The following is a 13,546-nucleotide window of genomic DNA, read 5'->3' as shown; positions in this document are numbered from 1 at the left end:
GCGGCGGGCCGTGCGAGCGGGTAGACCAAGCAGGCAGAGCACGCATCCGGACCGAGCGGGCAGGCCCGCACACGAGCACGACGCACAGTGATGGGGGCAGCGGTGGCGGACGACGGATTCGACTTCAGGCCCGGGGCACAGATCCCGCTCCAGGGCGGCGGCGGCCAGACCGCCGCGACCAACGCCCTCGCCTCCGCCGCCTACCGGGACGGCGGACGCGACACCAAGCTCGACGAGATACTCAAGGCCAACAACGAGTACCACGAGTCCGTCGTCAAACCCGCGAAGATCTCGCTGCTGGCCCCCAATCTCGGCGAGGCCTTCTGCCGCGCCGTCGAGGCCCGCACCATCCCGGCCAGCCGCAAACCGCTCATCCAGTCCTTCGGCGCCGACCCGCAGACCGTCGTCGAGCACTGCCTGGCCGCCTCCCGCATCCGCAAGGAGCGCGACCGCAAGCTCCGCATGATCATGCTCGTCTGCGGGGTGCTGTTCCTCCCCGGCCTCTTGCTGTGGCTCGGCCTGTTCTGGGTCCGCAAGGCCCTGTCGTCCTCCGACAGCAAGGGGGCCTCGTGGCTGGGCACGGCGCTCCTCGTCGGCGTGGGCCTGGCGGTCGCCTTCCTCATGTTCAAGCTCCCCATGACCGGCTTCCTCGGCCTCTACGCCCGCGCCATGGTCATCGCCCCGGTCGTCGGCTGGTTCCTCGCCCGGCGGCTCTGCGAGGCCACCGCCGAAGACCTGCGCTCCCGCTGGGACGGACTCCTCGCGGGTGGCGGCGGGGTGGCCGCCAAGATCCCGGAGGCCGTCCCCGGCAACCCGGACGAGAAGGCCCGCGAGGACCTGCGCCACTCCCTGGCCAAGCTCACCGCCGAGGACCGCAGCAACGCCGTCTTCTACGCGGGCCCCAAGGGCATACTCGGCATGGGCACCCGCTGGGGCAGCTGGCAGATGGCCGAGGAGCTCGTCCCCAAGAACGAGGGCTCCGAGATCCACCCGTTCCGCAGCTGGGACGTCATACGCGCGATCGACACCCAGCTGCGCAAGCTGGAACGCGGCCCCCTGCACACCGGCGGCCTGCCGCCCGCCTCGATCATGCACTGGATCGTCTCCCCGGTCGGCGAGGGCGCCAAGGAAGTGACCCGCCCGAGCGGGGCGGACGTGGACACCTTCCTGGTCAAGCCGCACGAGATCACCCGGATCTGCAACGAGCAGCAGTTCAGCGCCGGCAACCGGCACTACCTCGGCATCCAGTACCCGCTCTGGGACGGCCAGCTCGTGATCACCATGCTGGTCACGGTCACCGTGCTCTACAAGACCCTGCGCGTGGAGGTCACCGGGCACGCGCTCGGCCCGGTCCACGGCCTGTTCACCACCAAGTCGGCGGCACCCGTGGACGAGGTCGCCAAATCGGTCCGCTTCTGGGAGACCGTGGAGCTCAAGCGGCCGGTGGTCGACACCAGCGAGGTGGTACGCCTGACCGTGCGCGCGCCCCTCACCTGGTACCCGCCGCTCCTGGACTTCCTGGGCGGCAAGCTCGTCCTCCCGGAACCCTTCGGCGTCCGCCACGTCTGGGCCGGCCAGCCGTGGCGCCACCGCTTCATGGCGGACGACGCGATGCGCGCCGCGACCCCGGTCCTGCGGGCGGTGCACACGGCCGCCGTGCGGGTCCTGGAGGAGAACGGGGTCGACACCGAACGCTTCACCAACCGCTCGATGATCGTCAGCGGCCTGGTCCAGGACGCCGCACCGCGCAAGGCCGACGTCTACGACGCCTGAGCCCGCGCCGATCAGCCCGCGCGGGCGTGCGCACGGGACGCCCTGGGGCGGGTCCGGTCTAGTCCGTGGGCCAGGCGTCGGCCAGCATCTGGCGGGTGTCCGCGAGGAGTTGGGGCAGCACCTTGGTGTGGCCCACGACCGGCATGAAGTTCGTGTCCCCGCCCCAGCGGGGCACGATGTGCTGGTGCAGGTGCGCGGCGATGCCCGCGCCGGCGGCCTGGCCCTGGTTCATGCCGATGTTGAACCCGTGCGCGCCGGAGGCCTTGCGGAGCGCGACCATCGCGCGCTTCGTGAGGTCGGCGAGTTCGAGGGTCTCGGCGGCGTCCAGGTCCGTGTAGTCGGCGACGTGCCGGTACGGCACGACCATCAGGTGGCCGCCGTTGTACGGGTAGAGGTTCAGCACGGCGTAGACGTGCTCGCCCCGGGCCACGACCAGCCCGTCCTGGTCCGACATCTCCGGAATCCCGCAGAAGGGACAGCCGTCCCCGGCCTCCGGCCCGGTCGGCTTGTTCTCCCCCTGGATGTAGGCCATCCGGTGGGGCGTCCACAGACGCTGGAACGCGTCCTGCGTGCCCACACCGATCTGCTGCTCCGGCTCAATCGTCATGGGATGCAGCATATGACCTTGGCCCCGAGCGGCGTGTCGCCGGGGCGAACACCGGTGCGCGGGACGCGATGCTGGCCCCATGAACCATGCACCCGAGACCGGTGACCAGGCCTGGGAGCGCCGGACGGAGCTGCCGCTGTTCTACGCCTCGCTGCTCTTCCTCGCCGCCTACGCCGTCTCCGTACTGGCCTACCGTGCCCACCCCCTGTGGCGGGACATCGGCCTCATCGTGGTCGCACTGACCTGGGCCTGCTTCGTCGTGGACTACGTGGCCCGGCTGTTCCTGAGCCGCATGCGGCCGCTGCGCTTCGTCCGCGTGCACTGGCTGGACACCCTGATCGTGCTGCTGCCGATCCTGCGGCCGCTGCGCATGGTCAAGGTCCACGACGCGATCCAGGCCCGGCAGAAGCGCCCGCGCCAGGGGCTGTACGCGCGGGTGATGTCGTACGCCGGCCTGTCGGCCGGGCTGCTCGGGTTCGCGGGCGCGCTCGGGGTCTACCACTTCGAGCGCCGGGCCCCGGGAGCCACGATCCACACCTTCGGGGACGCGGTGTGGTGGGTGTGCGAGACGCTGACCACGGTGGGCTACGGGGACATGGCACCGGTCACCCCGATGGGCCGCATCATCGCGGCCTTCATGATGGCGGGCGGCCTGGCGCTGCTGGGCGCGGTGACGGGTTCGTTCTCCTCCTGGATGCTCCAGGTGTTCCGCCGCCAGGACGAGCAGGAGCCCCCGGGGACCTGAGGTCCCCGGGGGCTCCTGGCCGACGCACGGCGGTCACGAGGCCACTGCGGTCACACCTGGACGCGGCGCTCCACGACGTCCACGAGCTTCGCCAGCGCCTGGTCCCGCGGGACGCCGTTCTCCTGCGAACCGTCGCGGTAGCGGAAGGAGACGGTGCCCGCGGCCATGTCCTCGTCACCGACGATGATCATGAAGGGGACCTTCAGCTTCTGCTGGTTCCTGATCTTCTTCTGCATGCGGTCGGAGGAGGCGTCCACCTCGACGCGCAGGCCCTTCTTCTTCGCCTCGGCGGCGAACTCCTGCAGGTACTCGATGTGCGAGTCGCCGATCGGGATGCCGACCGCCTGGACCGGGGCGAGCCACGGCGGCATGACGCCCGCGTAGTGCTCCAGCAGGACGGCGAAGAACCGCTCGATGGAACCGAACAGCGCACGGTGGATCATGACCGGCCGCTGCTTGGTGCCGTCGGGGCCGGTGTACTCCAGGTTGAAGCGCTCCGGCAGGTTGAAGTCGAGCTGCACGGTCGACATCTGCCAGGTGCGGCCGATCGCGTCACGGCACTGGACCGAGATCTTCGGGCCGTAGAACGCGGCGCCGCCCGGGTCCGGCACCAGGGGCAGGCCCTGCTTCTCGGCGACCGCCTGAAGGGTGGCGGTGGCCTCCTCCCAGACCTCGTCCGAGCCGACGAACTTCTCCGGGTCCTTGGTCGACAGCTCCAGGTAGAAGTCGGTCAGACCGTAGTCGCGGAGCAGGTTCAGCACGAAGGTCAGCGTGCGGTCGAGCTCCTCCGCCATCTGCTCCTTGGTGCAGTAGATGTGCGCGTCGTCCTGGGTGAAACCGCGCGAGCGGGTCAGGCCGTGCACCACGCCGGACTTCTCGTACCGGTACACGGTGCCGAACTCGAAGAGGCGCAGCGGCAGTTCGCGGTAGGAGCGGCCGCGCGCATCGAAGATCAGGTTGTGCATCGGGCAGTTCATGGGCTTGAGGTAGTAGTCGGTACCACCGTCGAGCTGCATGGGGGGGTACATGCCCTCCGCGTACCAGTCCAGGTGACCGCTCTTCTCGAAGAGGGTGCCCTTGGTGGCGTGCGGGGTGTAGACGAACTCGTAGCCCTCTTCCTCGTGCCGCTTGCGCGAGTAGTCCTCCATGGTGCGGCGGATGACCCCGCCCCGCGGGTGGAAGACGGCCAGGCCGGAGCCGATCTCGTCCTGTACGGAGAACAGGTCGAGCTCGGTGCCGAGCTTGCGGTGGTCGCGCTTCTCGGCCTCCACGAGGAAGTCGAGGTGGGCCTTCAGCTCCTCCTTCGACGGCCACGCGGTGCCGTAGATGCGCTGGAGCATCGGGTTCTTCTCGCTGCCGCGCCAGTAGGCGGCGGCGTTGCGCATGAGCTTGAACGCGGGGATGTTGCGGGTGGTGGGCAGGTGGGGACCGCGGCAGAGGTCCTTCCAGCACAGGTCGCCGGTCTTGGCGTCGAAGTTGTCGTAGATGGTCAGCTCGCCGCCGCCCACCTCGACGTTCGCGCCGTCGTCGGTCGAGGCCGAACCCTTGATGCCGATGAGTTCCAGCTTGTAGGGCTCGTTCGCGAGCTCCTCGCGGGCCGCCTCGTCGGTGACGACGCGGCGGGCGAAGCGCTGGCCGCGCTTCTGGATCTCCTGCATCTTCTTCTCGATGGCCTTGAGGTCATCGGGGGTGAAGGGCTTCGCGACGTCGAAGTCGTAGTAGAAGCCGTCCCGGACCGGCGGGCCGATGCCCAGCTTGGCCTCGGGGAACAGCTCCTGCACGGCCTGGGCCATGACGTGCGCGGTGGAGTGGCGCAGGATGTCGAGGCCGTCCGGAGAGGAGATCTCCACGGGCTCGACGGTCTCGCCGTCCTTCACCTCGTACGCGAGGTCCTTCAGCTCGCCCGCGATGCGCGCGGCGACGATGGTGCGCTCGCCGGCGAAGAGCTCTGCCGCCGTAGTGCCCGTGGCCACCACGCGCTCGTCCCGCTCGGAATCGCGTTGGATGATCACACGGACGTCTGACACCGGTCTGCTCCTGACTCAGGGGGTGCGCGAGCGGATCACTGCGCGTCTGAATCGTACCGAGCGGATGGGCCGCGCCGCTAAACGGTTACCGCCGGGGGCGGAGGAACCGCCGCGGGAGGTGGCGGCGTCCCCGGATGCACAAGATCTTTTGATGGTGCGGAGGAGCATGTGATGACCGGTACGGCCACCCGTCACCTCTATCTGGTGCGGCACGGCGAGGCGGTCTCGGAGGAGGGTGGGCTGACCGAGAGCGGCCGGCGCCAGGCCGTGCTGCTCGGCCGTCGGCTGCGCGCGGTCCCGCTCGCGGCCGTGCACCACGGCCCGCTCCCCCGGGCGGAACAGACCGCGCGCCTGATCGGCGAGCAGCTGGAGGACGTCCCCCTGCACTCCTCGGACGTGGCCGGCGACTACGTTCCGCACGTACCGGCGCGCGAGGAGCTCCCGGCGGATTCCGCGGACCTCTTCCTCCGCTTCCTCTCCGGTGTCACCGAGGAGGAACGGCAGCAGGGACCGGCGCTGGCCCGGCGGGCGCTGGACCTGTTCACCGGGCCGGTGGACGGCGGGGAGGACCGGCACGAGCTGGTCGTGACCCACGCCTTCCTGGTCTCCTGGCTCGTCCGGGAGGCCATGGACGCCCCGCGGTGGCGCTGGCTCGGCCTCAACCAGGCCAACGCCGCCCTCACCGTCATCCGGTACGCACCGGACCGGCCCGCCTCCGTCCTCGTCTCCAACGACATGCGGCACCTGCCCCCGGAGCTGTGCTGGACGGGCTTCCCCGCCGAGCTGCACGTCTAGCGCGGCCGCCCGGCAAGATCCGAAAGAGACGGCCTAGTCGTCCGACGGCAGCACGTCCCCCGCGTCGAGGGACTCGTCCAGGGTCTTCATCAGCCGGTCCCGCTCGACCTCGTCCAGCGGGACCGGACGGACGTCCGCCGCATCCGTCAGACGGCGGAAGCCGCCCCGTCGCTGGAGCCGGCCGCTGACCCGGATCGGGAGTCCGACCAGGTGCGCGTGGCCCGCCACCCGGTACGACTCCTCGTCGAGCACGATCCGGACGTACGGGATCTCCGCCCCGGCCAGGACCCGCAGCCGGACCGTGCCCCCACCACCCGGGGCGGACCTGCGCATCCGGACCACCGCTCCCGCGACCCTGACCGGCACCGCGGGTTCGTCCCTCGTGTACCGCGCGGCCGCGTCCCGGAGCACGGGGAGGTCGCCGGGCGAGAACTCCACCGGCTCCGGCCGGGCCGCGCACCCCGCGGGGACCCCTGCCGCCGGGGCCCACGCGAGGGCCACCCGGGCCCCCTCCGAGCCGCGGACCAGCGAGATCAGCGCCTCGGCGAGCTCCCGGCTGACCCCGGCCTCGACCGCCGCGTCGAAGGCTTCCATGCCGCCGGTGGCGCGCTGGTAGTCCACGGCCTCCCGGGCGGCGTGCAGCGCGTGGTGCAGCCGGATCACGGTGCCCCGGCCCCCGTCGACGGGGACGTACGCGGTCAGCCGCCGGCCGCCCGGAGCCGGCCCGACCAGGATCCCGTCCAGCGCCCGCTCCGCCTGGCCGCGGTGCCGGGCTCCGTAGTACCCGGCCCGCGCCCGGTCGGCCAGCGCCCCGGCGAGGAGCAGCTGGCGGGCGGCCGAGCGGAGCTGTTCCTGGACCGTCCAGTCGGCCTCGCCCCGGAGCCCGTACGCCCCGCGCGGGATCTCGCGCTCCCAGCGGATCTCGTCGCTCGGCACGCTGAGCCCGTACAGCACCTCGCGCGCCGACGGCAGTGAGCTGCGCGAGAGGGCGGTGAGCGCCTCTTCGAGCAGGTCGGCGCAGTCGGGGAAGGCCCGGCTCTCGGGGACGAGGAGGCTGGTGCCGCCGCTGCCCGTGCCGTACGGGGCGGGCGGCGTCCAGCGCCCGTACCGCCCGGCGGCGCCGCCGCGGCGCAGCCAGCCGTGCCGGTGCAGGAGGGCGCCCAGCACGAGCGGATCGACCTGCGCGGGATCGGGGGCCTGCGCGGCGAACTCCGGTGCGGAGAGCGGCTCCAGGTGCGGTGACTGCCAGTTCATCAGGGTGTCCCTCCCGACCCGACCCGGGTCATGATCTCGCAGAGCGCCCGGTCGTCGAAGATCCGCGTGGTCGGGATCCGTACGGTGGTCCGGCGCCGGCCGGTCACGGGGTGCCCGGCGAGATTGGTCCAGTAGCAGCAGTGCCGCAGGTCGAGCCGGTCGTGTCCGGCGCTCAGCCATTGGTCGCGTTCCCGCGGGACGAGCATCACGACGAGGATCTTGTGCACGGCGACCGGGGAGCGGGCCAGCTTGACCAGGTGCTCGTTGTCGAGGGTGAAGCCGAAGCTGGGTCCGGCCGGTCTGGGCGGTATCTGGTAGGTCGCCTTGAGCTGGATCTTGATGGTCACTTCGTCGTCGATGACGTGCTCGGGGGCGCCGTGGCTGACGTGCCAGTCGATGCCGTTGTCGGGAAAGGGCTGGGACAGCGAGCAGCCCGCCGCGGCGACGACGGCGTGCAGGTATCCCACCTGGAGGGTCTCCATGCAGGCGGTGGTGGCGAGCGTGCCGCGCAGCGGTCCGCTCCGCGGGTCGGTCCGCGGATCGATCTGCCCCGCGAGCACCCCGCCCGGTTCGGGCTGCGCGAGCGCCATGGCCGGCTCCCCATGCCTTCCGGGCTGTCCCGTTCGAGGCGGCCGTGCCGGGCCGCGTCGGGTGCGTGTCAGGGTGTCGGGGTTGACGACCGGTCATGTGTGCGGTCCCCCACCTGAGTTGTCTCCGCAGGAGGAGTCCCGCAAACGGCGTACGGGGCAAACGGCCCGGGTATCACCGTTTCGGGGCAAGGATGGCGGGACCTGGGGCGCGATGCCCGGGAGGGGCCATCTGCCGACGGGTGACGAGGAGTTCGCCATGACACGCTGGTACGAGGGCCCGCTGGCCGCATTCGACACGGAGACGACCGGGGTGGACGTGGAGCGCGACCGGATCGTGTCCGCCGCGCTCATCGTGCAGGAGTGCGCGGGCGGCCGGATCCGTTCGACGCGCTGGCTGGTCAATCCCGGCATCCCGGTACCCCCGGGGGCCACGGAAGTGCACGGTCTGACCGATGAGCACCTTCAGCGCAACGGCCGGTGGCCCGCGCCGGTGGTGGAGGAGATAGCCCGCGCGCTCGGGGAGCAGCAGGTGGCGGGCCGGCCGGTGGTGGTGATGAACGCACCGTTCGATCTGACGCTGCTGGACCGGGAGTTGCGCCGCCACCGGGCGTCTTCGCTGTCCCGGTACCTGGACAACCGGCCGCTGACGGTGCTGGATCCGCGGGTGCTGGACAAGCACCTGGACCGGTACCGCAAGGGGCGCCGGACGCTCACGGACCTGTGCGCGCACTACGGGATAGAGCTGGAGGGGGCCCACGACGCGGGCGCGGACGCGCTGGCGTCCCTGGAGCTCGTCCGGGCCGTGGGGCGCAGGTTCGCGGCCCGGCTGGAGCGGCTCTCGCCGGCGGAGCTGCACACGCTCCAGCAGGTGTGGCACGCGGCGCAGGCGCGGGGGCTCCAGGCCTGGTTCGCCCGGCAGGGCACACCGGAGTCGGTGGATCCGCACTGGCCGCTGCGGCCGGAGCTGCCCGCGGCGGCGTGAGGAGTCCGTACCCGTACGCCGCGAAGGGCCCGTACATGCGGAAGGCCGGTCCGTCATAAGACGGACCGGCCTGTCCCGGTGGGCGATACTGGGATCGAACCAGTGACCCCTTCGGTGTGAACGAAGTGCTCTCCCGCTGAGCTAATCGCCCGGGAACGGTGTGAACAATACAGAAGGCTCGGGGCTGGTTCAAACCGCTTCCGGCCGGCCCGCCAGATGGGCGGCGAGACCGCGCCTCCCGGCCCGCATCATCAGGGTGTGGTTGAGCCGGAACACCGGCCGTCCGGGGAAGGCGAGCAGCCGCATCAGGGGGCGGCGCACCTCGACCTCCTGCTCGTACAGGGCCCGCGTTCCGCCGGGCCGCGGGCGCACGGTCCAGCGTGCCCAGCCCTCCAGGTCGCCGAGCAGGGCGACCTCCAGGATGCCGCGCACGGGGTCCCGCAGGAGTTCGGCCGCGCTCACGCGCAGGGTGTACGGGAGGGCGGAGCGGATGAAGGCGGTGCCGCTGCTCCCGTCCGCGGCGGGGGCGACCGCGCGGATCTGGGGCCACCACAGGGGATAGGACTCGGGGCGCTCCAAGACGGCGTAGACCCGGGCGGGTGCGGCGTCGAGGTCCCACACGCTGCGGAAGCGGTAACGGGTCCACCGGTCGGCGGGGTTGGCGGGGGCGGCAGGGGCGACGGGGCGGCCGCCCCGTGCGGCGCCGGGGCTGCCGGTACGGCTGCTTCGGTCCATGCCTCCAGTCTTGCGCGCGGCGCGGACGCCCATCGGGTACTCAGCCCGAACTCACCCGGAGATGAGTACGCGCACCCATGTCCTGACGGGGTGACGGGCGCCACACTCCGAACCATGAACAACCCGCTGCCCCCGGCCGAGGAGCTCGTGCTCATCGACCGCGAACTGGTCCAACTCGACGCCCGGCGCCACTTCCTGCTGAGCCGGCGTGCCTGGCTGCTCGGCGCCCAGGCGCCCCGAGCGTGGGGTGCGCAGGCCCGTCCGCCGGTGCCCGCGCAGGGTGCGGAGGCCTCGGCTCCCAGTGCGCAGAACGTGCTGCTGGTCCTGGGCGCCGTACTGCTGGCGGTCGCGGCACTGGCGTTCACGCTGGTCAGCTGGGGCTCCCTGGGGATCGCCGGGCGCAGCGCGGTGCTCGGCGTGGTGACGGCCGCGGCGCTGGGCGCCCCGGTGGTGCTGCTGCGCCGGGGGCTGCGCTCGACCGCCGAGGCGGTGGCCGCCGTCGGTCTGCTGCTGACGGTGCTGGACGCGTACGCGCTGTACGCCGTCGGCATGCCCGAGGTGGACGGCACTGCGTACGCGGCCGCTGCCGCCGCGGTGCTGGCGGCGGTGTGGGCCGGCTACGGGCGTTCCCTGCCCGCGCTGCGGATCCCGGTCCCCGCGGCCCTGCTGACGGCGCAGCTCCCGCTGCCGCTGGCGGCGGCGGCCGGGTCGGCAGGGCGGGACATGGGCTGGGCCCTGCTGGGGACGGCGGCGCTGGACGCGGGGCTCGTGCTGCTGCGGCCGGGGCGCTGGTCCCGCTGGGCGGGGGCGGCGGGCGCGGTGACGGGCGGGGCCGCGCTGCTGACGGGTCTGGCCGAGTCCGCGGCGGCGCAATCGGCGGGCGCGGCCCTGGCGCCCTCGGCGCGGCTGGCGGCGGTGGCGGCGCTCGCCCTGGTGGTGGCGTGGCGGGCTTCCGGTCCGCGGACCGCCTTCGCCGCGGCGGGCGGCGTCGCCGCGGTGGCGGCGGTGGCCGGCCCGTTCCGGCCGGAGCTGAGCCCTTCCTGGGCGGCGGTCGTGTACCTCGCCGTGGCCCTGCCCCTGCTGGGGGCCCTACGGGTGCCCGCGCTCCCGGAGCCGGTCCGGCGCGGCCTGGCCCTGGCCGGTGCGGGGGTGGCCGTCCTGCAGGCGGTGGTCTCCCTGGCGTGGGTGGCGACGGTGCTGGTGGGCCGGCTGCGGGTGCTGGAGGAGGTCTGGTCCGTGACGACGCCCGCTCCGGCGGCAGCCGACGGCCCGGGGCTCGCTCCGGTGGTGGGTCTGCTGCTGACGGCCGGAGCCGCGTGGTGGCTGGTCCGGGTGCTCCCGGGACGCCCGGAGCCGGGGGCGGCGGCCGTGGTCCTGGCCTGGGCGGCGCTGTTCACGGCCCCGGTGGTGCTCGGCGGCGCCCCGGGCCCGGTGTTCGCGGCCCAGCTCGCGGTGACCCTGGCCACGGGACTCCTCGCGCTGCGCTCCACGGCGCGGCCGTCGGCCGCCGATGCCCCCGCGAAGGCCGCACAGGCGCCCGCCGGGACCGCGCCCGTGGGCGACGGCGGCCCTGCGGGCTCCGGATCCGCGCAGGGCGGTGGCATCGGCCCCGCAGACTCCGGATCCGCGCCCGGCGCCGACGGCGGCCCCGGCGGTGGCATCGGCCCTGCGGGCTCCGGATCCACCGCGGCCACCGGCCGCGGCCTCGCGGGGATCACGGGGATCACGGGAATCACCGGCATCGCCGCCGGGCTGTGCGCCCTGGTGGGGGCCCTGAACGTGTCCGTGGCCGCCCTGGACGGCCGGCTGGCGACCTTCGGGGTGCTCGGCCTGCTGGGGGCCGCCGGTGCGGCGGGAGCGGCGTACCGGCCCGCCCCGGCGTGGGTCCGCGCGGGGGCCGCGGCGCTCGCCGTCGGGTACGCCGCGCTGCTCGCGGTGGCGCTGGGCGCCCTGCTGGAGTGGCCGGTGGCCTGGTGGGCGCCGCCGGTGCTGGTGGTCCCGGCGGCGGTGGCGGCGCTCGGGCCTCGGCTGGGCTCCGTACGGGTCCCGGCCGAGGTGGCCGCGGCCGCCTCGGGGCTCCTCGCGCCGGCCCTGGCCGCCGGGGACGCCCCGGTGCTGGCCCTGGTCCTGGCCCTGGCCGGGGTGGTGTGCGCGGGGGCGGCGGTGCGGCCCGAGCGCCGCTCGGCGGCCGGCTGGCCCGCCGGGGTGCTGTTCCTCGCGGCGACCTGGGTGCGGCTGGCGGCTTCGGAGGTGACGGTGCCCGAGGCGTACACCCTGCCGGTGACGGCGGCGGCGCTGGCCGTGGGGTTCCTGCGGCGGCGCCGCGACCCGCTGGCCGGGTCCTGGACGGCCTACGGGCCGGGCCTGGCGGCGACCCTGCTGCCGAGCACCCTCGCGGTGTGGGGCGACCCGCACTGGCTGCGGCCGCTGCTGCTGGGGACGGCCGCGCTCGGGGTGACCCTGGCCGGCGCCCGCGGCCGGCTCCGGGCGCCGCTGCTGCTGGGCGGGGCGGCGCTGGCGGCGGTGGCCCTGCACGAGCTGACCCCGTACGTCGTCCAGGTGGTGGACGCGCTGCCGCGCTGGCTGCCGCCGGCCCTGGCGGGGGTGCTGCTGCTGGCGGTGGGGGCCACCTACGAGAAGCGGCTGCGCGATGCCCGCCGGCTGCGGGAGGCCATCGGCCGGCTGAGGTAGCCCGGCGGGGCCGGAGCCGGGGCCGCACGGGTGAAAAAGTACGGCTGGAACGCCAGAGGCCCGGAGACGGTGAAGTCTCCGGGCCTCTGGTCCGGGTGGGCGATACTGGGTTCGAACCAGTGACCCCTTCGGTGTGAACGAAGTGCTCTCCCACTGAGCTAATCGCCCGGACGCACCGCAAACATTACCGCATGTCAGCGGTGCTCTCCGCCATGGCCGGACGGGCTCACTGGTCCTTGAGGTGCCAGGGCAGGACGAGCCCGTACTTCCACAGGTAGAAGCCGATGAGGGCGCCCGCGATCACGAGCCCGATGCCGGTCAGGATGAGGTTGCGGCGGCGGACCTTCGGGTCCAGGGCCTTCTGGGCGGCTTCGCTGACCTTGCGCTTGGTCCAGCGCAGCGCGAAGTGGGCCCAGGCGAATTCGGTGGCCCAGATCGCGAGGCCCGCGAAGATCGCGACCCAGCCCGGGCCGGGCAGCACCAGCATGGCGATACCGGCGCCGATGACGGCGAGGCCGACGATGAAGACGCCGACCTGCCAGCTCAGGTGCAGGGTCCGGCGGGCCTTGATGAAGTCCGGAGCCTTGGAGACGTGCGGCGCCTCCTCGGCGGCGGATTCGGCCGTGGATCCCGCTGCCGGTGCGGCGGCGGATTCGGCTGCGGACTCGGCTGCGGACTCGTTGGTCTCGCGGTCACTCCCCGTGTTCATGGGCTCGAATCTACCGGAGGTCTCAGCACACGTGAATGATGGTTTGGATCCGCCGTTCGAGGGACCCAGAGGTCCGCAAAACGGTCAGAGGGGTTTACAACGGCACCGTAGGTGGCATGTCGATTTCGCCGACGTGCGAATCCCCGAGCGCACACTGAGCGAAAGGCCCTGGCGCTTATGAACACCACGGTCAGCTGCGAGCTGCACCTGCGCCTCGTTGTGTCGAGCGAGTCCTCACTGCCTGTTCCCGCGGGCCTGCGGTATGACACGGCCGATCCCTACGCCGTGCACGCCACCTTCCACACCGGCGCCGAGGAGACGGTCGAGTGGGTATTCGCCCGCGACCTCCTCGCCGAGGGTCTTCACCGGCCCACCGGTACCGGCGACGTCCGTGTCTGGCCGTCCCGTAGCCACGGTCAGGGGGTCGTCTGCATCGCCCTGAGCTCACCGGAGGGAGAAGCACTGCTCGAAGCACCCGCCCGAGCACTGGAGTCGTTCCTCAAGCGGACGGACGCCGCGGTCCCACCCGGGACCGAGCACCGGCACTTCGACCTCGACAAGGAGCTCTCCCACATCCTGGCCGAATCCTGAGCCAGGCCTACAGAGGGAACCTTCCCCCGGCTGAGCCCGGGGGCCGT

At 72.9% G+C, this 13,546-nt stretch carries 12 protein-coding genes and 2 tRNA genes; 6 read left to right on the top strand and 8 right to left on the bottom strand.

Annotation, left to right across the window (positions count from 1 at the left end; genetic code table 11):
• Nucleotides 1-102: 102 nt before the first annotated feature.
• Nucleotides 103-1,773, top strand: a complete 1,671-nt coding sequence (locus ACIA8F_RS25530; RefSeq protein ID WP_399382118.1) for a hypothetical protein — start codon at nucleotides 103-105, stop codon at nucleotides 1,771-1,773.
• 58 nt (nucleotides 1,774-1,831) lie between these two features.
• Here ACIA8F_RS25530 and ACIA8F_RS25525 read toward each other — a convergent pair whose 3' ends face one another.
• Nucleotides 1,832-2,392, bottom strand: coding sequence for an HIT domain-containing protein (locus tag ACIA8F_RS25525; protein WP_266876549.1), 561 nt, complete (start codon nucleotides 2,390-2,392; stop codon nucleotides 1,832-1,834).
• Nucleotides 2,393-2,459: 67 nt separating this feature from the next.
• Here ACIA8F_RS25525 and ACIA8F_RS25520 point away from each other — a divergent pair, with 67 nt between their 5' ends.
• Nucleotides 2,460-3,125 (top strand): potassium channel family protein, encoded by a 666-nt coding sequence (locus tag ACIA8F_RS25520; RefSeq protein WP_399382116.1) that lies wholly within the window; start codon nucleotides 2,460-2,462, stop codon nucleotides 3,123-3,125.
• Between the two features lie 50 nt (nucleotides 3,126-3,175).
• Here the strand turns inward: ACIA8F_RS25520 and thrS are convergent, their stop codons facing one another.
• Nucleotides 3,176-5,152 carry a threonine--tRNA ligase gene (gene thrS, locus ACIA8F_RS25515; protein WP_399382114.1) on the bottom strand — a complete coding sequence of 659 codons (1,977 nt, stop codon included), beginning with the start codon at nucleotides 5,150-5,152 and terminating at the stop codon, nucleotides 3,176-3,178.
• Nucleotides 5,153-5,323: 171 nt separating this feature from the next.
• On the opposite strand from thrS, the gene ACIA8F_RS25510 reads away from it, so the two are divergent.
• Nucleotides 5,324-5,947, top strand: coding sequence for a histidine phosphatase family protein (locus ACIA8F_RS25510; RefSeq protein ID WP_399382112.1), 624 nt, complete (start codon nucleotides 5,324-5,326; stop codon nucleotides 5,945-5,947).
• Between the two features lie 33 nt (nucleotides 5,948-5,980).
• Here ACIA8F_RS25510 and ACIA8F_RS25505 read toward each other — a convergent pair whose 3' ends face one another.
• Both ACIA8F_RS25505 and ACIA8F_RS25500 read right to left on the bottom strand, forming a co-directional pair.
• Nucleotides 5,981-7,201 (bottom strand): hypothetical protein, encoded by a 1,221-nt coding sequence (locus ACIA8F_RS25505; protein ID WP_399382110.1) that lies wholly within the window; start codon nucleotides 7,199-7,201, stop codon nucleotides 5,981-5,983.
• Complete coding sequence (locus ACIA8F_RS25500) at nucleotides 7,201-7,791, bottom strand: DUF4365 domain-containing protein (protein ID WP_399382108.1); 591 nt, start codon at nucleotides 7,789-7,791, stop codon at nucleotides 7,201-7,203. Before ACIA8F_RS25500 ends, ACIA8F_RS25505 begins: the two co-directional genes overlap by 1 nt.
• Before the next feature lie 256 nt (nucleotides 7,792-8,047).
• Between ACIA8F_RS25500 and ACIA8F_RS25495 the strand changes: the two genes are divergently transcribed.
• Nucleotides 8,048-8,773 carry a 3'-5' exonuclease gene (locus tag ACIA8F_RS25495; RefSeq protein ID WP_399382106.1) on the top strand — a complete coding sequence of 242 codons (726 nt, stop codon included), beginning with the start codon at nucleotides 8,048-8,050 and terminating at the stop codon, nucleotides 8,771-8,773.
• A gap of 79 nt (nucleotides 8,774-8,852) precedes the next feature.
• Here the strand turns inward: ACIA8F_RS25495 and ACIA8F_RS25490 are convergent.
• Nucleotides 8,853-8,924: transfer RNA gene (locus tag ACIA8F_RS25490), tRNA-Val, on the bottom strand.
• A 38-nt stretch (nucleotides 8,925-8,962) separates the two neighbouring features.
• Nucleotides 8,963-9,508: an SRPBCC family protein gene (locus tag ACIA8F_RS25485; RefSeq protein ID WP_399382104.1), complete on the bottom strand. Its 546-nt coding sequence runs from the start codon at nucleotides 9,506-9,508 to the stop codon at nucleotides 8,963-8,965.
• 114 nt (nucleotides 9,509-9,622) lie between these two features.
• Here ACIA8F_RS25485 and ACIA8F_RS25480 point away from each other — a divergent pair, with 114 nt between their 5' ends.
• Nucleotides 9,623-12,199, top strand: coding sequence for an SCO7613 C-terminal domain-containing membrane protein (locus ACIA8F_RS25480; protein ID WP_399382102.1), 2,577 nt, complete (start codon nucleotides 9,623-9,625; stop codon nucleotides 12,197-12,199).
• A 96-nt stretch (nucleotides 12,200-12,295) separates the two neighbouring features.
• On the opposite strand, the gene ACIA8F_RS25475 is transcribed toward ACIA8F_RS25480, so the two are convergent.
• A tRNA-Val gene (locus ACIA8F_RS25475) sits at nucleotides 12,296-12,367 on the bottom strand.
• Between the two features lie 58 nt (nucleotides 12,368-12,425).
• Nucleotides 12,426-12,908 carry a TIGR02611 family protein gene (locus ACIA8F_RS25470; protein WP_399382100.1) on the bottom strand — a complete coding sequence of 161 codons (483 nt, stop codon included), beginning with the start codon at nucleotides 12,906-12,908 and terminating at the stop codon, nucleotides 12,426-12,428.
• Between the two features lie 177 nt (nucleotides 12,909-13,085).
• On the opposite strand from ACIA8F_RS25470, the gene ACIA8F_RS25465 reads away from it, so the two are divergent.
• A complete protein-coding gene (locus ACIA8F_RS25465) occupies nucleotides 13,086-13,499 on the top strand; it encodes an SsgA family sporulation/cell division regulator (RefSeq protein ID WP_030011909.1) in 414 nt (137 codons plus the stop codon).
• The last annotated feature ends 47 nt before the right edge of the window (nucleotides 13,500-13,546 follow it).

This window comes from Streptomyces sp. NPDC051563, assembly GCF_044454225.1.
Taxonomy (GTDB): Bacteria; Actinomycetota; Actinomycetes; order Streptomycetales; family Streptomycetaceae; genus Streptomyces.
This window is presented reverse-complemented; position numbering and strand designations above follow the sequence as displayed.